This window comes from Pseudomonas sp. GW823-FHT02C02, assembly GCF_058797635.1.
Map to the genome: position 1 here is coordinate 618,567 of NZ_JBXAJV010000001.1, position 19,797 is coordinate 638,363.

General features: G+C 57.8%; 14 protein-coding genes and 1 pseudogene. All 15 read right to left on the reverse strand.

The genetic code is table 11. The features are described 5' to 3' along the window. Window positions 1–24 precede the first annotated feature (24 nt). The 15 genes and pseudogenes from AC1ROI_RS02715 to AC1ROI_RS02785 all read right to left on the reverse strand — a co-directional run bounded on the left by AC1ROI_RS02715 (window position 25) and on the right by AC1ROI_RS02785 (window position 19,792). Window positions 25–621: a cysteine dioxygenase family protein gene (locus AC1ROI_RS02715; RefSeq protein ID WP_102594000.1), complete on the reverse strand. Its 597-nt coding sequence runs from the start codon at window positions 619–621 to the stop codon at window positions 25–27. An 88-nt stretch (window positions 622–709) separates the two neighbouring features. Next, window positions 710–2,266: a BCCT family transporter gene (locus AC1ROI_RS02720; RefSeq protein ID WP_102599720.1), complete on the reverse strand. Its 1,557-nt coding sequence runs from the start codon at window positions 2,264–2,266 to the stop codon at window positions 710–712. Between the two features lie 228 nt (window positions 2,267–2,494). Next, complete coding sequence (locus AC1ROI_RS02725; protein ID WP_102593975.1) at window positions 2,495–3,742, reverse strand: M24 family metallopeptidase; 1,248 nt, start codon at window positions 3,740–3,742, stop codon at window positions 2,495–2,497. Window positions 3,743–3,793: 51 nt separating this feature from the next. After that, entirely contained in the window at window positions 3,794–5,044 is a 1,251-nt protein-coding gene (locus tag AC1ROI_RS02730) for an MFS transporter (protein WP_102593999.1), read from the reverse strand. A 151-nt stretch (window positions 5,045–5,195) separates the two neighbouring features. Further along, entirely contained in the window at window positions 5,196–5,567 is a 372-nt protein-coding gene (locus tag AC1ROI_RS02735) for an ethanolamine utilization protein EutQ (protein WP_042932004.1), read from the reverse strand. Further along, a complete protein-coding gene (locus AC1ROI_RS02740; RefSeq protein WP_102593974.1) occupies window positions 5,564–6,892 on the reverse strand; it encodes an NAD(P)/FAD-dependent oxidoreductase in 1,329 nt (442 codons plus the stop codon). The genes AC1ROI_RS02735 and AC1ROI_RS02740 overlap by 4 nt, the downstream gene beginning before the upstream one ends. Before the next feature lie 10 nt (window positions 6,893–6,902). Then, the gene (locus tag AC1ROI_RS02745; protein ID WP_256580157.1) at window positions 6,903–8,150 is read right to left on the reverse strand and encodes an FAD-dependent oxidoreductase; all 1,248 of its coding nucleotides are present in this window, start codon (window positions 8,148–8,150) and stop codon (window positions 6,903–6,905) included. Further along, window positions 8,139–8,303 (reverse strand): annotated as a pseudogene (locus AC1ROI_RS02750) (rubredoxin); the annotation flags it as partial. The pseudogene AC1ROI_RS02750 and the gene AC1ROI_RS02745, both read right to left, overlap by 12 nt. A 5-nt stretch (window positions 8,304–8,308) precedes the next feature. Then, window positions 8,309–9,754, reverse strand: coding sequence for an aldehyde dehydrogenase family protein (locus AC1ROI_RS02755; RefSeq protein WP_010461049.1), 1,446 nt, complete (start codon window positions 9,752–9,754; stop codon window positions 8,309–8,311). A gap of 10 nt (window positions 9,755–9,764) precedes the next feature. Continuing rightward, window positions 9,765–10,955, reverse strand: a complete 1,191-nt coding sequence (locus tag AC1ROI_RS02760; RefSeq protein WP_172962165.1) for an aromatic ring-hydroxylating oxygenase subunit alpha — start codon at window positions 10,953–10,955, stop codon at window positions 9,765–9,767. 325 nt (window positions 10,956–11,280) lie between these two features. Next, a complete protein-coding gene (locus AC1ROI_RS02765; RefSeq protein ID WP_010461053.1) occupies window positions 11,281–12,216 on the reverse strand; it encodes a LysR substrate-binding domain-containing protein in 936 nt (311 codons plus the stop codon). 763 nt (window positions 12,217–12,979) lie between these two features. Next, window positions 12,980–15,106 carry a TonB-dependent siderophore receptor gene (locus AC1ROI_RS02770; RefSeq protein ID WP_102593972.1) on the reverse strand — a complete coding sequence of 709 codons (2,127 nt, stop codon included), beginning with the start codon at window positions 15,104–15,106 and terminating at the stop codon, window positions 12,980–12,982. Window positions 15,107–15,380: 274 nt separating this feature from the next. Beyond that, window positions 15,381–17,450: a 3-hydroxyacyl-CoA dehydrogenase NAD-binding domain-containing protein gene (locus AC1ROI_RS02775; RefSeq protein ID WP_102593971.1), complete on the reverse strand. Its 2,070-nt coding sequence runs from the start codon at window positions 17,448–17,450 to the stop codon at window positions 15,381–15,383. Window positions 17,451–17,464: 14 nt separating this feature from the next. Next, complete coding sequence (locus AC1ROI_RS02780; RefSeq protein ID WP_219734194.1) at window positions 17,465–18,712, reverse strand: OprD family porin; 1,248 nt, start codon at window positions 18,710–18,712, stop codon at window positions 17,465–17,467. 84 nt (window positions 18,713–18,796) lie between these two features. Next, on the reverse strand, window positions 18,797–19,792 hold the full coding sequence (locus tag AC1ROI_RS02785; RefSeq protein ID WP_102593969.1) for an ABC transporter substrate-binding protein: 996 nt from the start codon (window positions 19,790–19,792) through the stop codon (window positions 18,797–18,799). Between the last annotated feature and the right edge of the window lie 5 nt (window positions 19,793–19,797).

The following is a 19,797-nucleotide window of genomic DNA, read 5'->3' on the forward strand; positions in this document are numbered from 1 at the left end:
CGATCCGATACTCCGCTTAATGATCTATGGTAATTGGGCTCCAGCCGCGCCATGGCTCGCGCGTGGGGCTATTTTGAACGGCCGTTCAAGATTGTTTTCCGGGTCGAACTGGCGTCGCTCGGTAAAATTCAAATGTCGACCATACACATGAAACGAAAGGCTTGTGTGTTCAGTTTCATTGATCACACTGTGAATACTCCCGCTTGGCAAAAGTAGCGCTTCTCCATCTGTGATGCATCGCTCACCCATTAGCTGCAGCTCGGCGTATCCAGGAAGTAGCGCATCGTCCAGACGCTGCCAAAACAGGTTGCGCTCGGTGCCATCGACACCTACCACCACCGCCCAGGTATCGTGGTCATGGGGCGGCACACCACGCCCGGGTAGCCAGCTATCGACCACCACGAATAATGACTGGTCAGGCTCGACGTGTAACAACGTCGTTCCATATCCCAATTCTGAGTCGGCTTCATACATTTCGGCGCTTAGCCAACTACGCTTTTGCACCATTCGTTGAACCAAAGGGCCGACGAGCGAAAGAAGTTCGGCCTCATTCGCTGCGTCATGCACAATTTTCCTTAGTTCACCCACAAAACTCTGTATATCGTCTTGTTGCGATTCCATTCTCAACATCCCCCTCAGCCGTTTTGCCTTCCATGAGTTGGCCAACTGCCTACCTCCGAAGAAGTAGGCCGCTCTCCTTAAAGCAACTTTAGTCACGAGGTTCCTTGGCCAGCGCTTTAACGAAGCCGATCATTAGCAACAGCATGAGCACCATAAACGGCAACCCCATGGCCACTGCACCGGCCTGGATACCTTTCAACGCGGTATCTCCACCGATTACGAACAGCGTGATGGTGACTAATGCAATCATCACTAACCAAAGTACCCGCTGTACTGGTGAAGTTTCCGGGTCACCGCCCGCGGCCAGGTTGTCGACTACTAAGGCGCCCGAGTCCATAGAAGTCACCATAAAGATTACCAACAGGATGACCACCAATCCTGAGCTTATGAGCGGGATCGGCAGCATCTGTAGGAACTGAAAGATCGCCATATTGACATCGGTTAGACCTGCCGCGAGGGTTCCACTGCCGGAGATGACTTGATCGATGGCACCCGCGCCGAACGCTGTGAACCAGGCGATAGCCACCAGGGTTGGCACCAACATCACCACGCCGACCATCTGACGGAGCGTGCGGCCTCGGGAAACACGCGCAACGAATACACCGACCAACGGACCCCACGTGCACCACCACGCCCAATAGAATACCGTCCATCCATGGAACCAGTCCTGGTCGGGACGATTGATCCAGTTACTCAGTGGCAGGAAGAACTCGACATAGTCGACGGTCGTGCTCAGCACTCCAGAAAAAAACGTCGATACCCCAATTCCAAACACAACCAATATGAATAAGCCCAGCGCCAGTAACATATTGATATTGCTTAGCAACTTGACTCCTGCATCCATGCCCCGCCATAGAGAAAACCCGGCCAGTCCAGTCACGACCAAGATGAACAGCAACTGCAAACTAAAGGAGTTGGGAATGCCCAATACTTGTGAGATACCGGCAGTCGACTGCATGGCGCCAAGGCCTAAAGAGGTGGCCAAGCCGAATACGGTAAGCACCACGGTAAACACGTCGACCAACTGCCCTGGCAGCCCTCGATGTGCTTTACCAATCAATGGCTGCAGCCCCGAACTAAGGGCAAATGGGAGCCCCTTGTTAAAGGCAAAAAATCCAACCACCAACGCACTGGTCAGGTAGATGGCCCAAGGATGAAATCCCCAGTGAAAGATCGTTGCCCCCATTGCTGCATGCTCGGCCTGTGGGGTGTTCGCGAGGACATTGAGTGGCGTTTTCCACCAAGCGGTATATTGTGCGACCGGCTCAGCCACGCCCCAATACAGCAGGCCAACACCCATTCCGGCTGCAAATAGCATCGAAAACCAGGACAGTGTGCTGAACTCCGGCGTCGCCTCCTTTCCACCCAAGCGAATTTTACCAAAGGGTGAAATGGCCACGCTGGCGCAAAACAGCACGGCCAGATTGCCCATAATCATGATGAACCAGTCGCAGTTCTTAAGAATCCAGCCTTTCGCTCCCTCCAAGGACTGGCCGAAGGTTATCGGATCATGCAACGCAACCAAAACCAGCGCCAATACAATCAAGAATGAAACAGGAAAAATAACCCGGTGAACATTAAATCCTAATATGCGGGTATTGAACGATCGAGAACAGGATTCTTCATCGACAACTAATTCTTTCATGCTAAGGGCCTCTCTATTATTTTTGTATTTACAGCTAACATCGAATAACCGCCCATTAGGCGTAACGTTATCCAGACCGGAATGCACGGCAACGCATTGGAAATGATGTTCAAACAGGAAGCGGTGTACGACAAATCATTTTATCTGCGCGACTAATGACTATTTCTCATGAGTACTATCGTACCAGGCTGGGATGTGCATATAACTGCCACCACCCGAGATGAACGATTACAACCAGTCCTCCTGCCACGGATAATTTGAAAGCGCCTCGCAACCGTTGTGGGTAATTAAAACTTGCTGCTCAAGTTTAATACCTTCCTTACCTCCACGTTTGCCCATATAACTTTCCACGCAAATAACCATATTCTCTTCAAAAACACCGTCATAACCACTGGTCTCCCAATCAGCACCTTTATGCGCCAGTGCCGGATATTCGTCGGCCAGACCCACACCATGCACAACACAGCAGTAACGGTTGTGCTGATAAGGTTGTGGAATATCCCAGGATCGCTGAACGAACTCGTGATGGCTCAGGCCAGGGCGCAAGAGCGCCATGTTGTGGTGGATCTGTTCATGGGCCAGCGCATACAGCTTGCGCTGCTCGGCCGTAGGGGCAACGTGACCGACGGTCCAAGCTCGCGAGATATCCGCGCAATAGCCATAGGGACCGATCAGATCCGTGTCGAAGGAAATGATTTCACCTTCCTGCATCACCCGATCGCTTGACTCCTGCATCCACGGGTTGGTTCTAGGTCCGGAAGCGAGCAGGCGGGTTTCGATCCACTCTCCACCGTGGCGGATATTCTCGTAGTGAAGCCAGGCCCACAGTTGGTTCTCCGTAATGCCAGGACGCTGCTCATCATGCATGCGCTGAATGCCTTTCTCGCACACCTCGATGGTCCAGCGCATCAGCTCCAGTTCGGCGGCTGATTTGATCTTGCGCGCCTCCTCCATCAGACTGTGCCCCTCGACCAGGCTCAACCCCTCAGTTTGGAGTAGCTCAAGCCCTTCGAAGTCTGCCTTATCCACGGCCAGGCGCGCGTTGGCACCAGCGTGTTCACCCATCACATCGACAATTTCTCGGGCCCAAATGGCAGCCTTCTCGGATATGCGCGAACCGGCACCGAAATAACTCCAACTGACCGCTTCGCGCACTTCATCGATCAGACTGATCCCCTCATGCAGGTGTTCGCAATTGTGGAACTCCCACAGGATCACGGGCCCATTGGCAAACACCAACGCGTAACGAGCGAAGTTGTGCAAGGTCCACACCTGCATGTTCGAGGTGTCAGTGGCGTAGCGGATATTGACCGGATCATAGAGCAGGATGGCGGCACAATCGCGCGCCAGTAACTGATCGCGCACCCGCTGCAGGCGGTAGGTACGCGCCGATTGCAGCGTTTCCAGCGTGACCGGGTTGTGCAAGGGTTGCGTGGAGTCATCGCCCGTAGGGTACTTATTCTTATTTTCGAACATGCTTTCGATTCCGTTAATCAAAATAGGAGAAAGGAACGTCACCATTTGGCGTCATGGACGATTCAGCGCGGTGGCGATTTCAGTCTCGTTGATCACTCTGTCGCACTGCGAGCTCTGGGCGTTTACGCCGACCGACTCGACAACCGCCACCAGACTGGAACTGGCCAGACCATTGGGCGTTGACGGGTGATGAAGGGGAGCATCGTCTTGCAAATGCTCACCGGTGACCTTGCCCTGCCCTACAAACACGACAAGCAGCGCAGCGCAGGCAGCGAAGAAGAAATAAAGACTCGATGCGCCGAAGTGCTCCATCAGTGAACCGGCCAGCAGCGGACCGATGCCGGCCCCCACACCAAACGCCACCAACAACACGCGGGCCAATGAAACACGCAATTGCGGCTCAATATTGTCGTTGGCCAGTGCCACACCGAGCGGATACAGGCAAAACTGCAAAAAGCCTATCCCCGCACCGAACAGCATCAGGGTGTTGAACGAAGGGCTTTGACAAAAAACCAGCGGCAGCGTGACGAGCACCAGCAGCACTGCCACAGCGCGAATCAAGCTGGCACGTGGCAATCGATCCGAAAGCCAGCCCAAGGGTAGCTGGGCCAGTAATCCGGCCCCAATCACCAAGGCCATGAACTGACCAATTTCGACCGTATCGAGTCCCTGCTGACTGGCATAGATCGAGGCCAGACCGTAAAAGCCCCCCGTCATCATGCCCGACACCACCAGGGTCACTAACGACTGCGGTATTCGACGCAGGAACAATTTAACGTCGACAGGCGCCGCAAGGATGGGCGTCGGATGCGGGCAGCGGGTCAACGCCACCGGCACCAGGCTCAACGCAAAAGCGATGGCCACGCCAAGCAACGCATGGACTCCCAGGTCGCCATTGAGACTCAGCGCCAGCTGGCCAAGCATCATGCCAACGTAGCTGGCAACCATATAGAGGGCCAGCACGCTGCCGCGCCGTTCCCTCCGAGCCTGATCGTTGAGCCAACTTTCCAACACCATGAACTGACACATCATGGCCACTCCCACCAGCGCTCGCAGCAGCAGCCAAAATGGCAAGGCACTACTGAATTCATGAGCCAGAGCTGCGGCGGCGATCCCGCCGGCGCAGGTGACGTAGCTGCGAATGTGCCCGACCCGCTCAATCAGGTAGTGCCCGACCTTGCCTCCCAACACCATGCCCAAGGCGTTGGCTGCCATCAATGCACCGCTCCACGTCTCGGCCTCCCCCCCCGCGTTCAGGCGCAGCGCCAGGTAGGTCATCAACAAGGTTGAACCCAACTGCATCAGTAAGCTGCTCAGATACAGGGCGCCGAACGCCTTCGTCAGTCCAAGCACTGAGCACCCTCGTCAATGATGTGTGCGTGAGATTGCAAGCTGCAACGTTGCCGCCCCATGACATCGCTCTGTTCATTCTGCATTGCTCTGCGCTCCCGACTCAGGATAAACCGTGCCGCTGTTTCCAGTCGCCAGGCTGAACCACATACCCGAACAACGCATGGCCGCCATAGACCAGTTCGGTGCCTTCGGGAATCCACAGCAACTGTCCCGGTTCAACCCGGTACAGCTCACCGTTGGCCTGCAATTCGAAGCAGCCTTCGATGACGAAGATCACCTCGTCATACAGCAGGGTCCACGCCACTTCAGCGCCCTCCCAACGGGCAAAGCCGACCCCGATATTTGGCGATATTTCATTACTGATCGCACGGGCGACATAAGCGGCACCGGGGGGACCCCCACGCTGCGTGAAATCCAAATCATGATGATCGACGCGCAGCACTGGGCCTTTTCCAGTAAAGACCCTACTCATAGCTCACTCCGACTGTTCCAGGCCGCCAGACGGATACGTGAGCGCACACCAAGGCCGAGGAAGGGTTCCGGCGGATTGAGTGAAGGCATGCCCGTCACGGCCTGAATGTCGCGCAGTTGCGCCGAATCGGCACCCACGGCAAGGTCTGCGAGCAAGGTGCCTGAAATGGTGCCCCAGGCCGCGCCGACGCCGTTGTCGCACGCCGAGGCATAGACACCTTTCTCCAGTTCGCCAAAGAAGTTGGTGAAGTTGCGCGAGATGGCGTAGACGCCCCCCCAGGTATGACTGAAAGGGACTTCGGCGAGTTGCGGAAAACGCGCCAGGAACGCTTTTCGGTGATCCTTGCGCACACTGGCGCGCATGGCATCGTTGGTGCTTTGGCCGTACTTGGGAACATGCTTGTAGGTATTGCGGATGATCAAGCGACGATCCTGAGTCATACGCACCGTGGTACCGGCGTGGTCTGCCGGGGTCAGACCCCAATCGAATTGACCGCCATAGACCGCCAACTCGGCATCGGTCAGTGGACGAGTCCAACTGGCAAAGGTCATCACCGGCAACAGACGATTACGCAGGAAACCGAACTCTTGAGTGAAAATGCTGGTGCCAAGCAATAACTGCGCGGTGCGAATCCGGCCCTGAGCGCCATGTAGAATCCATCCGCCTTGGCCGTCTCGCTCCAAGCGCTGGATCGGTGATTCCTCAAGCAGCTCGACATTACTCGGCAGTGAGCGGCCCAGGCCATTGACCAGCGCTGCCGGCTGCATCAAGTAGCAACCAGGGGTGTAGATCGCACCACTGTAATGGCTGCTGCCAACCACCTGAGCCAACTCCGCGCGTTCGACCCGACGGAACGGCTCACCGAGCTCGCTCATCAAGTGTTCGAAATGATCCAGATAAGCCAGGCCGCGAGGACCTACCGCGCCTTGATACTTGCCGGCATGGGACCATTGGCAATCGATTCCATGGGTTTGAATCAATCCCTGCAACTGGGCGATGGCAGCGCGATTGAGTGCGAGCAAACGCTGTTTGTGCGCCGGGTCCGGATGTTCCAATGCAAATTTGTGTGGCAGGTCGATGACAAAACCCGAGTTGCGTCCAGAGGCACCATAAGCGACGCGCTGGGCATCGACCAGCAGGATTCGGGCCTCAGGACAGAGCTCGGCCAATCGGCGGGCCGCGGCCAAGCCAGCGAAGCCGGCGCCGATCACGGTGTAGTCGGCGCGCTGTTCACCCTCCAACCGCGTGCAAGGTGGTTGCTCAGGCAAGGCGGCATACCAGCCACAGCTGGCATCGTCATGGGGAAGGTTGATTGTATTTTTCATGGTGCTGCCCTCAGGCCATGGCCCGTTGAGCGTTCTGACAGGACTGCAGCAATGTATTGCGCTGCAATTGTGCTTGGCGACCGAGCAGGACAAACCCGCAAAGTGCCCCCTCGATGTCGTAATAACTGGCGCTTAGGCCATCGGCAGTCGGCGTGCATTGCCACTCCCCGGCGACGCCGACGGCAGGTGGAAGCAGGCACAGTGGCGCCGCCGGGGTCTTCACGGTGACTGGCATCAATGGATAGCTGACGTTGGTAGGCTGGCCGAGCAAGGTCTTGCACAGTGCCTGAATACCTTGGTTGATGGGTGCCAGGTACGGGAGCAATTGGCCGTCGATTTCGATGCAGTCGCCCAGGGCATAAATGCCCGGTTGCGAAGTCTGCAGTTGGGCGTCCACTTGAATGCCGCGACCAACGACGACCCCGGCGGTCTCGGCCAGGCTAAGGTTGGGACGCAAACCCACGGCGGACAACACCAGGTCGGCTTCAAGGCTTTGGCCATCGGCCAGGGTCAGGTGATAGCCGTCTTCAGTCTGCTCAATACGTTTCAGGGTGTTCTCCAGATACCAGCTCACCCCCAGCTCGCTCAAGGCGAATTGCAGCCGCCGTCCGGCCTGCGCCGGCAGCAGACGCTCCATCGGCCAATGGCCGAGGCCAATGACGCTGACGGCAAAGCCACTGCCTGCCAAGTCGTTGGCGAACTCACAGCCGATCAGGCCGTCACCCAGGATTGCCACTCGCCGCACGCCCACCAGGCGTTCACGCAAGCGCTGGTAATCGTGCAGATTGTTGACACTGAGTAATGCCGCAGTCTTACCCTCGATCGGCAGTCGGATGCTCTGCGCACCGCTGGCCAGTACCAATTGGCCATACTCCATCTCACCGAAATTGGTGTGCAGGCGCTGCCTCGCGCTGTCGATACGCGTCACCGTACAGTGCGGATAGACGCGGATATTCAAGCGCTTTTCGATCGCCAGCGGCGCCTCACCGGACAATGCCTCAGCGCTCTTGCCCTGTGCCAGGCCAATGGACAGCGCTGGCTTGGAATACAAGTGGCCAGACTCTTGAGTCAGCACGCGGATCTCGACCTTGGGGTCGACCTTGCGTAACGCCTGGGCTAGACCGTAACCGGCATAGCCACTGCCGATGATGACGATCGGCTGGCGTGGCAGTGTGGCCGGTGGCGGCGATTGCAGCTGCACTGCAGGCACTACCGGCGCACTGACGGCAGCGGTCACCGGCTCACTGATATCCAACATCTCGAAATCGCTTTTGCCGACGCCACACTCGGGGCATTTCCAGTCTTCTGGCACATCCTCCCAACGCGTGCCAGCGATGATGCCGTCCTGCGGCCAACCGAGGGCCTCGTCGTAGATCAGCCCACAGACCACACAAAGCCAAGTCTTGAACATGTTGCTCACTCCCCTGCTACGCGGATCGCCACGTTCTTGGTACGCACGTAGCTGTACAAGGCCTCCTGCCCTTTTTCCCGGCCAAAACCGGACAGGCCGACACCGCCAAACGGGGTTTCAATTCCACCGGCATACCACTCGTTCACAAACACTTGGCCAGCTTTCAGGCGACGGGTGCAACGCATGGCGCGACTGATGTCCTGGGTGAACACACCCGCGACCAGACCAAAAGCGGTTCCATTGGCGATCGCGATCGCCTCTTCTTCGCTGTCGAACGGGATCACCGCCAACACAGGACCGAAGACCTCTTCCTGGGCGATGCACATATCGGGGCTCACGTCGCGGAACACGGTCGGTCGCATAAAGTACCCGGCACGGTCACTGAACCCCTCACCGCCAGTGGCCGCTACTGCGCCCTCTTCAATGGCGCGCCGACACAAAGCTTCGATGCCTGCCAGTTGCCCGGCACTGACCACTGGTGTGAGGTCGGGGTTGTCGTGGCCGACGCCCACGCTGAGACCTTCGGCCAAGGCGACAACAGACTCGACGACCTCTTCATAAATTTCACGCTGCACCAGCAGGCGCGACATGGCAGAGCACACCTGTCCGGCGTTGAAGAAAATACCGCCCTTGACGCTGGCAAGCAGTTGTTCGCGATCCGCATCGGCGAAAGCAATCGCGGCCGACTTGCCACCCAACTCCATAACGCTGGGGATGGCATGTTCGGCGGCATCGCGCAGAATCGATTGACCGGTCGGCACTGAGCCGGTGAAGACAATCTGATCGACATCACGATGGCCAACCAGGTGCGCGCCAACCTCACGGCCACGACCGCAAATCAGGTTGACCGCGCCCTTAGGCAACCCGGCCTTGGCAACAGCGCGGATCAGCACGCACATCCCCAAAGGCGACAGCTCGGGCGATTTGATCACCACCGCATTGCCAGCCGCCAACGCCGGTGCAAGCGAGCGGGCACAGATCGAAACCGGGAAGTTCCACGGTACGATTTGCGCGGACACGCCCATCGGGTCATACAGGGTGAAATCCATGTAGCCATTGCCCAATGGAATCGAAGTGCCTTCGATTTTGTCAGCCATGCCTGCGTAGTATTCGAAGTAGCGTGCAGCCTCGACGAACTCATCTTTGGCATCGTTGAGGCTCTTGCCGTTTTCCTGGCACAACACCCAGGCGCCCTCTTCGGCCACGGCGCGGATTTCTTCGGCAATGCGCAGCAACCAAGTGACCCGCTGCGCCGGACGAACGCGGGTCAACTCACCGCTGTCGGCGCAACGACGAGCCGCCCGCACGGCATGCTCGGCATCATCGACAGTAGCCTGGGCGATAGTCGCCAGTGGCTGGCCGGTGCCTGGATTGTTCACCGACAGCTGCTGCGGGCTATCAAGCCATTCACCATCGATGTAATTGAGCCAATGGGATGCTATTGAATACATGCTCATTTCCTCAGGCGTCCGGTACGGTGGCTAGCAACTGACGCGCAGCCCACTGATGGAAAAAGTGCGTTGGAACGTCCATCTCTGGCGAGAAGGCACCACCTTTGTAACCAGGGGAGTGACGGCCTTTCTGCATGCCTTCGACCGAACTGATGTCTTCGGCAAATACCACTTTCCAGGATTCCAGAATGGCGTTACGGCAGGCGGCGTATTCATCACCCAGAGCCTCGTCCCCAACATAGAACAGGCGCAGGTGTTCAATGGTGCGACCCGGTGCTACGGGCTCCAATTGCATGGCGAACGCATGATCGGCCTGGATGCCGAGTAGTACGTTGGGGAAGAAAGCTACGTATTCGGCATTGCGCAGGCGGTCTTGTGGCCAGCTTGGAAATTTGGGCAAGTGCGTACCGGCCACATCGGACAGGTTGTAGGCATAGCTGCCTTGACCAGCGAAATGCTCGTCAAACAGGATGTTGTAGTGATCCTCCAGGCGCGAATACGAGTTCAGGCTCGGGTGCACCCACGGCAGGTGATAGGCTTCGCAGTAGTTCTCGACGGCCAACTTCCAATTGCAGTTGATATCCAATGTGGTCGCGTCATGACCCGGACGGCGGCGCAGCTGACTCATACCGTCCTCGCCAAGGAACTGCGTCCAGCGCGCGGTCAAGGGAGCAAGCATTTCTTCAAGCGGCTGTGCGTCACCCGACAGATTGATGAACACCATGTCCATCCAGATGGCGCTGTTGATTGCTTTCAAACCGTGCTTTTCGCAAGCAAAACGCTCGTCCTTGTGCTTATCAATACCGCCGACATGCGGAGTGCCACGCAAGGCACCATTGAGGTCATAAGTCCAGGAGTGGTAGGGACAACGAATAACGCCCTGTACTTCACCTTCTTCCTGCACCAGCTTCATGCCGCGGTGGCTGCAGACGTTATGGAAGACCTGCACCAGACCTTCGCGGTTGCGCATCAGCAGCAATGGCAGCCCCATGAAGTCGACAGGCTTGACCGAGCCGTTCTTGGTCAGGTCGCTGGCGAACCCGACACACGCCCAGGTCTTACCCATCACCTGGTCACGTTCCAATTCGAAGTATTGATGATTGGTATAGAACTCGTTGCTCAACCCGGTGGCTTGATGAATCGGGTTAAGTACAGTTTCCAGATGACGCACAGGAATTTGTTGCAAGGCGGTATTGCTCATTATTGTTTTCCCCTGCTGGGCACGGTGTGAAATGTTCGGCAGGCTCACTGGCCATCGTCCGTTGGCAGTGAGTTTCGAGAAATAGAGCATTGTTCGACAAACGATATTTACGTCACCATTTATGACTTTTAATCATCAATTCAAACACGCCAGATTCATGCATCAGAGCGACACACGGGATTTCAAAAGATCGTCGATCAACGCTTTTAGGTAGTGGGAATGGAGCAAATTTTGATGATGCATAAAGAGGGGGGAGGCAGTGGAGCCATAGTGCAACCGTGCCGCAGGCTGCCCACCTGCGGCATGTTTTATTTAAGAATGGTATCTACTCGCTGGAACCGAATTCTGAGTCACTGAGCGTCGTCGGTAACTGTTCGATCAACCAGGTGCGAAAATATTTAACACTTTGCCGCATCCTCCCCTGGCCCTTCGGCTCTAGCAGGCAGAATTGTGCGTCTGAACTCAATACTGTATCGATCGGCCGCACCAAAGCACCGGTTTGCAGGTGATTGTCGACCAGGTTCGACCAAGCCAAAGCGATACCCTGCCCACTGAGTGCCGATTGGATCAGCATGGAGTAACTGTTGATATTGATCCGGCGCCTTGGCTCAATGCTCTTTAGCCCGAGACGCTGGAACCACTCAGTCCAACCAATCCAGTCACGCTGCGGATCTTCTAACCATAACCAGGTGCAATCAGCCAATTGCTCAGGCGTTTTCAGCTCAGGGTATTTTGACAGGTAGCCCGGGCTGCAGACCGGGAACACCTCTTCCGAAAACAGTGGCGTTACCTGCATGTCTTGCGGTGGGGTTCGGCAGTAGTACAACGCCAAGTCACAATCGAGTCGTGAGAAGTCCTTTACTTGATCGTAGGCAATAATGCGCAGATCAATGTCTTCGTTATTGCTCTGAAACTCAGACACCTTGGGTAGCAACCAGAGTGAAGCCATCGCGGAACTGGTGGCCACTGTGACCTGCTGCGCGCCCTGCCAGTGGCGAATTTCACCTGTCGCATGGGCTACCTGCATTAGTGATGCTCGCACCGTTTCATAGTACTGGCTGGCGGTTGGGCTAAGGTGGATCGAGCGCGTGGTGCGCTCGAACAAAGTCTTTCCCAGATAGTTCTCGAGCAGACGCACTTGCCGACTGATCGCCCCTTGGGTGACATTCAGTTCCTGCGCTGCCAGCGTAAAACTCAAATGGCGCGCAGCCGCTTCAAATGCTACCAGACTGTTGAGTGGCGGTAGAGGATGGATTTTCATGCCGGCAAGGTCACATCTTTATTGTGATTTTATTGGACCATTCTAGTCCCTGCCACCCAACGATGACAGCGTAAAGTCGCGGCATACACCACGTGCTCAGCCAATATCTCTTCGCGTGCCAGTCCGGCAATGATGGCCGCCCGATTCGGGGACCTTCGGTTACTACCGTCATACAATTCTGCACGTTGGGCACGCTATCAATTTCTACCAGGGCACTCGAAGCAAGCGCCCATCATGCCGTAGGCCCCTTGTGCTGCCGGTTATAAGGATGGTGCGTTACGAAATCTTGCCGGCCGCCAGAAGTGCTGCAGCAACGGCCTCCCCCACAGGGACATGAAAAGCATCGCCGTCGATCAACCAGTACCGTGTTCCGGTGCGGGCGACGCTGGAATGGATGCAGTGTGGGCCGTGAATGATCCACCAGACCGGGCAGCGGCGTACGTTTGCTCTGGGGGGGGGCATCGTGCAATCGCGCTAACTGAGTTTCCAGCGTGTCACCCCGCGCCTGCTGAGCAACTACACCACGCTGCGCTTCGGCCAGTTCCGCTGCTGCAACGCTCCCTCGCTTCGGCGCTTGCTTGGAGTGCTTGGTACATCTGGCCATTCAGGAGCTGGATGTAATCCAACTCCAAATTTGCACACGGCCTAAAACGCCTTAACCTGCAGTTGTCGTCTATGCGGGCGGAACGAACTCTACCGCTGGCGCACATCGCCTCACCTCCCGCGTTACCGCGGAAGACTCGGCGTGCACCAGCACTGCACGCTACAAGGTGTAGGAAATGCCAACTTGCACTGTTCGCGGTGCCCCCGGATAGGCATAGACGTTACCGAATGCGCCTTCTTCATAGTCACGATCAAACAGGTTTTTCACGTCAAGATTGAGCCGCACCTTGTCATTGATCTTGTAGAAGCTGAGCAAATCGACAACGGTGTAGCTGCCCATCGAAAACGCGGTGTTGGCGGTTTGCCCGGCGCGCTCGTCGACGTACTTGAGCCCGGTACCCAAGCCCAACCCCTTGAGGGTGCCATCCTGGAACTCATACATATTCAACAGGCTGAAGCTGTTTTTCGGGATGTTCAGCAGGCGCGTGCCAGAGCGCAGCACGTTGTCCTTGGTCACTTCGGCATCGACATAGGCGTAGCCGCCAATCACGCGCCATTCGGGCGTTAGGTTGCCGGCAACATTGACGTCGAAGCCACGGCTGCGCACCTCACCGGCCGCAACGCTGAAGGTCGAATCAACAGGGTCGGTGGTCAACACGTTACGTTTTTCGATCTGGTAGACCGCCGCGTCAACACTCAACTGCTGATCCAGCGCTTCCCACTTGATACCCATTTCGTAAGACTTGCCCTTCTCCGGCGCAAACCCGCCGCCCTCACGGCTTGCGCCGGTGTTGGGTTTAAAGGAGCGCGCAGTGTCGGCATAGACCGCCAATGTCTCGGTCAGGTCGTAGGTCACGCCGATGCGCGGGGTCACCGCGTTGTCACTGGCCTGCCAACTCTTGCCGCCCGGCACGAAGGTTTCGTAGTCATGTTCGAAGCGTTCGAAACGCGCCCCTGCCAGCACCTTCAATTTGTCGGTCAATGCCACCTGATCCTGCACGAACGCTGCATACGTCTTGAGGTTTTCCTTGTCATGAGTCGGCGTGCGAGTCAGTGCCGGGCGCGGCTGGCCGTACACCGGGTCGAAGATGTCGATCGGGTACGCGCTGACAGCACCGCTGGAGCGTTGAATGATCGACTTGTAGTCGTAATCTTCGTACTCGATACCGGTGAGCAACGTGTGCTGCAAACCAGCGGTATCGAAATGGCCGGTCAGATTGAGTTGGGTGTCCTTGTCGGTCCACTCCAGCTTGCGATAGTTGAAGTTGCGCCCCAGAGTGCGGCCGTCAGCGGCAATACCGTTGGCCTCGACCGCGTTGCCCTTGAGCGAACCATCGAGCCACTGGAAGCCGCCGCCCAGCGTCCAGTCGTCGTTGAGCATGTGTTCGAAACGCAATTGAGCCATGTTGTTGTCGTTGTGCAATTTGCCAACGTCTTTTTCGCCGAAAAAGCTGTCACGGGTGGCGGTGCCAATCTGTCTGGCGTAACGCGTAACGCCTCGATCCAGAGGCGCGTTGTTGCGCATGAAGTCGCCTTCGAAAATGAGCTTGGTCGCATCGGTTGCCTGCCACGTCAGCACAGGAGTGATACCGTAGCGTTCGGTTTCGACGTGATCGCGGAAGGTGTCGCCGCCCTCGCCCACTACGTTCAATCGATAGGCCAGGCGCCCTTCTTCGTCGAGCGGGCCGGAAGCGTCCAGCGTGCCGCGTTTCATGCCCTGATCGTTGAGTTGACTGCCCAGGGTGACGGTGCGCTCGGGCAACGGTTGTTTGGAAACCACGTTGAAGGTGCCGCCAGGATCACCCCGACCGTAAAGCATGGTGGCCGGGCCGCGCAGCACTTCGAGTCGCTCAATCGTGTTGGCATCCGGCATGTTCGGGTAGCCACGGTTGATCGGAAAACCGTTGCGATAAAACTCGCCAGTGGTGAAGCCTCGAACGGTAAACGTGGTCAGGCCCTGCCCACCAAAATTGTTCGCCCGCCCCACGCCCCCGGCATAGTCCAGCGCGTCCTGCAAACGGGTGGCGCCCAGATCCTCGACTGCATCCTTCGAGACCACACTGATCGATTGCGGGGTTTCATGGATCGACGTGTCGGTACGCGTGGCGCTGGCCGAGCGCGTCGCCCGATAACCCTGAACCGGGCCGTCCGCCCTCTCGTAATTCGCAGTACCGATAACATCGGTTGCGTCCAGCTCAAGCGTTGAGGGAGCTACATCCGTTTGTTCAGCCCACGAGGAAGACGACAACGCTTGCAGTACACAAATGGAAAACAGGGTTCGACGCATGGAGAGGAAAACCTTAACGAATAGGCCAATACAGAGGGTGCAACCGCCAAAAACCAAGCGAGCATGCTATATAAAACCATTCGCAATTAACACTAATTCCCATTCACGAACAAAAAATAGTTACCGAACAACTCATCACGTCATTCGGACAATTGCCGTTTCTGGCTTGGGTTTGCCGTGAGGTGCGCCGACACTGATGCGGCCCTCGACGCGGTCAAGGACGTCTGACTCAACATGGCCCCGGCGGGCTCGGTCAGCGGCCGGGGCTTTCTCGTCAATGAGCGTGGAAGGTCTTGCGGTGAGTCATGAACGCCGAGAGCGCCCTGCCCGACTCGGGGTTGTAGCGCTTAAGCGCCTTCGCCACATAACCGAGCCCTGTCTGGTCGGCATAGTAGGTCAACCCGCCCTTGTAACGCGGGAAGCCGTAGCCATGAACCCATACCAGATCGATATCAGCAGGGTGCTCCACAATATCGTTGTCGAGCAACCAGGCAGCCTCGTTGATCATCGCAAACAGGCAGCGTTCTTCGATTTCCTGATCAGAGATGCTACGGGGCGCAATATTCCATTGCTGGCGATGCTGCTCCAACAATTGCGCCAGCCATGAATCCGGCACAGCCTGGCGGCTGCCCGGCGCATAGCAATAAAACCCAAGCCCGGTTTTTTGCCCATGCCGTCCTGCCGCACACAATTTATCGATCCAATCGCAGCGTTGCTCACGCTCGCTCAGCTCCAACAGACGCCCCTGGCGGTTGCGCCAGGCGACATCCACACCGGCCATATCACGCAGTTCAAAGGGGCCGATGGGGAAGCCAAACCCACGCATCACCCGGTCGACAGCCTCGATTGATGCGCCCTCTTCCAGCAGGAACATGGCTTCACGCTCCCGCGCGGCCAACAGCCGATTACCCACGAAGCCGTCGCATACCCCCACGGTGACCGCCACCTTGCCCAGACGCTGCGCCAAGGTCAGCACCGCAGCCAGGACCGACCTGTCGGTCTGGGTGGTGCGCACCACTTCCAGGAGCTTCATCACCGGCGCGGGACTGAAGAAGTGCATGCCCAACACCTGTTGCGGGCGCCGCGTGCAATCGGCGATGGCCTCGACGTCCAGGTACGAGGTGTTGGTCGCCAGAATCGCGTCCGGCTTGCACAGGGTATCCAGCTGGCGAAACACCGCGCGCTTGACCTCAATGTCTTCGAACACCGCTTCGATAACCAGATCGGCGTCCGCCACAGCGTCCATTGAAGTCGATGGCAGGATCAACGCCCGGCGTTCCTGGCAAGCGTGTTCATCCATGCGCCCCTTGAGCAACGCGTCCCGGTAATAGTCGTCGATGTTCTTTACGCCGCGTTGCAGCGCGGCGTCCTGCACATCGATCAGGCTCACAGCGAAACCTGCGTTGGCCACGCAAATGGCAATCCCGGCGCCCATGGTGCCCGAACCGATCACCGCGACCTTTTGAATCGCGCGCGCCTGGCCATTGACGGCGAGCTTGCGTGTACGGCCGGCCAGGGCCCGCTCGGCGAAAAACAGATGCCGCAAAGCCTTGGCCTGGGCGGATTGCCGCCGTCCGATAAACAGCGAACGCTCCAACGCCATGCCGTCGTCAAACGATTCGGTCAGGGCTGCATTGATCGCTTCAAGAGCGGCCTGGGGGGCTTGTTGCCCAGCCAGTCTTTTCATCACCCCTGCCACCTTCGCATTGAATTCAGTAACGTCGTGGGCAGGTATCAATCGATCCCGCGTGCGCCGCCAGAATGGCTCGGTGAGGAGGAAGCGCATGGCGTGCTCGATCGCCGCACTTTGCAGGTCGGTGGTCACGCAGTGGTCCACCAGCCCGACGGCCTGCGCCTGCGCCGCCGTCAGCCGCTGCCCGGCAATTACCACGTCAACGGCAACCAGCGCGCCGCACAGGCGAACCAGGCGCTGCGTGCCGCCCGCGCCAGGTATCAAGCCCAGACTGACCTCAGGAAGGCCCAGCACGGTGTGTTCATCGGCGATGCGCAAATGACACGCCAGCGCCAGCTCCAGGCCACCACCGAGCACCGAGCCATGCAGAGCGGCGATCACCGGTTTCTGGCTGTTTTCGATAGCGTTCAGAACGTCCGGCAGGTGCGGTTCCATCAACGGCTGGTCGAACTCCTTGAGGTCGGCGCCGGCCACAAACGTCTTGCCGTGGCAGGTGATGACAATGGCCTGCGCAGCGGGGTCGGCCTGCGCCTGCGCCAGACAGGCTGACAGTTGTTGCCGCACGCCCTGGGACAAGGCATTCACGGGCGGGTTGTTGATGGTGATGACACCGATGCCGTCATCTGTTTTCAGACTTACCAAGGAATCCATGAGGGTTACCCGAGTCACAGGAAGGAAATGGGATAGCTGAGGATCACCCGCGTGTCGTTGGCATTGCGGGAGAAGTCCGAGCGGTAAGCGGCGTTGCGCAAGCGTATATCCAGGGCCTTGAGCGGTCCGCTCTGAACCCGATACTGCAATTCGATATCCAGCTCGCGCTCGCGGCCTGAATCGGTGGCCAGCACTTCTGCATCCGTGCCCTTGATATAGCGAGTCATGAAGGTCAGCCCCGGCAGGCCCCATGTCGCGAGGTCACGGGCATACCGGAGTTGCCATGAACGCTCGCCCTTCTCGGCGAAGTCGCCCACCTGCACGAAGTTGACCAGATACGGGTCGGTGCCCTCGACGTAGGGAAAGGCCGAATCTCCACTCATGGCCTGATAACCCAGGCTGAACGCGTTGCCACGCCATTCGTAGGTGGTCATTGCGCTGAACGCGCGGTTGTCCACCTGCCCGGCGCGTGCCTGTCCCTGATCGTCGCTGATGAACAGCCGCAGGTCCGACTTGAACTTGCCCTCGCCGACCTCGCGGGCGCTGGTGAGCCCCAGGAAATGCTGCTGGTAGACATCTTCCAGGCGACCGACCTGATAGGTCAGCTGCACGGTCTTCCAACGATAGGCGGCGCCCGCCAGTTCAAAGTTGCCGCCATCGAGCGGGCCCCTGAATCGCCGATTCTTGTTATTGATGGCCAGCCCTTGCGCGCCGGTGACATCGCGGTCAGTGACTTGATCAAGGTGCCCGCCAATCAGTTCCAGGCCGCCCCACTCGCGGGATTCGAGCATGCCGCCGCGGAAGGTCTGCGGGAGCAAACGCCCGAAGTTCGATTGCAACGTAGGCAGCTTGGGCATCAAGGTACCCACCTTCAACTCGGTTTTGGACACGCGCATTTTTGCCGTCAAGCCGGCCTTGGAATATTCATCGGGCGCCCTGCCGTCATCGTGAACCGGCAGCAAGCCGGTGCCGGTGCGGTCCGGGCTGGAGTCGAGTTTCAGGCCGACCATGGCGATAGCGTCCAGGCCGAAGCCGACAAATCCGGGGGTGTAACCCGACTGTGCACGAAGAATGAAACCCTGGGCCCATTCATCGCGTTTTGATTGGCCGCTGCCGTCGCGAAAATCGCGGTTCATGTAGAAGTTGCGCATCTCCAGGTCGACTTTGGCATCCGCCAGGAAATCCGTGGCCTGCGCGTTGGCAAGCCATGGCCCGACGGCGACGATGACGCCCCAGGATGCAGCTGTTTTCTTATTATTCATGAGCAATTCCAGGCCGTACTCGGCCACACCGAACTCAGTCGAGATCGGCGGACCGGTACCTGCTTCAGTGTTGAGAGGGGGGGATCAGCGCATGGAGGTCATGTAGTCGCTGGCCTTGCCGGGAATCGATTGGCCCTGGATCTTGCCGAGAAACGCGATGGCCCGAGCCACATCTTCTTCGCTCAAGTAGGGCGTTTGCGGGAACGAGTGCTTGTTGGATTTCCAAGCCGCCGCATAGACGTTATCCGGCGTACCTTCAAAACGGGCGCGCACCAGCTTCATCGCTTGCTCAGGGTTTTCGTTGATCAGTTTTGTCGCTTGTGCCAGGCCGTCGAGGAATTGCTTCACGGTTTGCGGGTTTTCATCAGCCCACTGTTTGCGTGCGCTCAAGGCGATCGAAGGATAGCCATCGAGTTCCTTGACCTGCCCGTCGGCCATGTCCAACAGTGTGAAACCTTTGTGCTCGATAATCGCACTGTCCGAAGTTGGCGAGGACAAGGCAAAGCCATCGATACGTCCTTGGGAGAACGCGGTCAGAATGGCACTGGCGCTGTTGAGGTAGAGCAAGGTGAAGTCTTTCTCTGCCGAAAGGCCACCTTTTTCACCGAGGAAGCGCACCAGGAAGTCGGCACTGCCACCCGAACCGCTGACGGCAATCTTCAAGCCCTTCATCGCCTTCAAGCGCTCTTCCATAGGGGTTTGCGCGGTCAGACCGAGCTGGTCGGCTTTCTTCTGGCTGATGACCACATTGCTCGCATACTGCCCGACCAGTCGCCCCAGCAAGGTCAGGTCGGCGCCCTTCAATTTCGCATTGATCGAGTTCTGGATCGCGCACGAACAGAACTCGACGGTTCGACTGGCCAGGCCCGAGGTCGCGGCGCCGCCGCCCTTGAACTTGATCAGTTCGACATTCATCCCCTGTTTCTTGAAATAGCCGCCATCCACCGCCACGAACAGTGGCATGTGCACGAAACCGTCGGTGCCCAGGGCAACCTTGATGTCCTGCGCATAGGCGCCAGCGCTTGCGGCCACCAGCGAAGCGACCAGACCCAACTTTGCAATCAGCGTTTTAATAGACATGCGTA

Bases quoted from the DNA above. Each gene is read 5' to 3' on its own strand.
- AC1ROI_RS02715 (WP_102594000.1), bottom strand. From the start codon at position 621: ATGGAATCGCAACAAGACGATATACAGAGTTTTGTGGGTGAACTAAGG.
- AC1ROI_RS02720 (WP_102599720.1), bottom strand. From the start codon at position 2,266: ATGAAAGAATTAGTTGTCGATGAAGAATCCTGTTCTCGATCGTTCAAT.
- AC1ROI_RS02725 (WP_102593975.1), bottom strand. From the start codon at position 3,742: ATGTTCGAAAATAAGAATAAGTACCCTACGGGCGATGACTCCACGCAA.
- AC1ROI_RS02730 (WP_102593999.1), bottom strand. From the start codon at position 5,044: ATGCAGTTGGGTTCAACCTTGTTGATGACCTACCTGGCGCTGCGCCTG.
- AC1ROI_RS02735 (WP_042932004.1), bottom strand. From the start codon at position 5,567: ATGAGTAGGGTCTTTACTGGAAAAGGCCCAGTGCTGCGCGTCGATCAT.
- AC1ROI_RS02740 (WP_102593974.1), bottom strand. From the start codon at position 6,892: ATGAAAAATACAATCAACCTTCCCCATGACGATGCCAGCTGTGGCTGG.
- AC1ROI_RS02745 (WP_256580157.1), bottom strand. From the start codon at position 8,150: ATGTTGGATATCAGTGAGCCGGTGACCGCTGCCGTCAGTGCGCCGGTA.
- AC1ROI_RS02755 (WP_010461049.1), bottom strand. From the start codon at position 9,754: ATGTATTCAATAGCATCCCATTGGCTCAATTACATCGATGGTGAATGG.
- AC1ROI_RS02760 (WP_172962165.1), bottom strand. From the start codon at position 10,955: ATGAGCAATACCGCCTTGCAACAAATTCCTGTGCGTCATCTGGAAACT.
- AC1ROI_RS02765 (WP_010461053.1), bottom strand. From the start codon at position 12,216: ATGAAAATCCATCCTCTACCGCCACTCAACAGTCTGGTAGCATTTGAA.
- AC1ROI_RS02770 (WP_102593972.1), bottom strand. From the start codon at position 15,106: ATGCGTCGAACCCTGTTTTCCATTTGTGTACTGCAAGCGTTGTCGTCT.
- AC1ROI_RS02775 (WP_102593971.1), bottom strand. From the start codon at position 17,450: ATGGATTCCTTGGTAAGTCTGAAAACAGATGACGGCATCGGTGTCATC.
- AC1ROI_RS02780 (WP_219734194.1), bottom strand. From the start codon at position 18,712: ATGAATAATAAGAAAACAGCTGCATCCTGGGGCGTCATCGTCGCCGTC.
- AC1ROI_RS02785 (WP_102593969.1), bottom strand. From the start codon at position 19,792: ATGTCTATTAAAACGCTGATTGCAAAGTTGGGTCTGGTCGCTTCGCTG.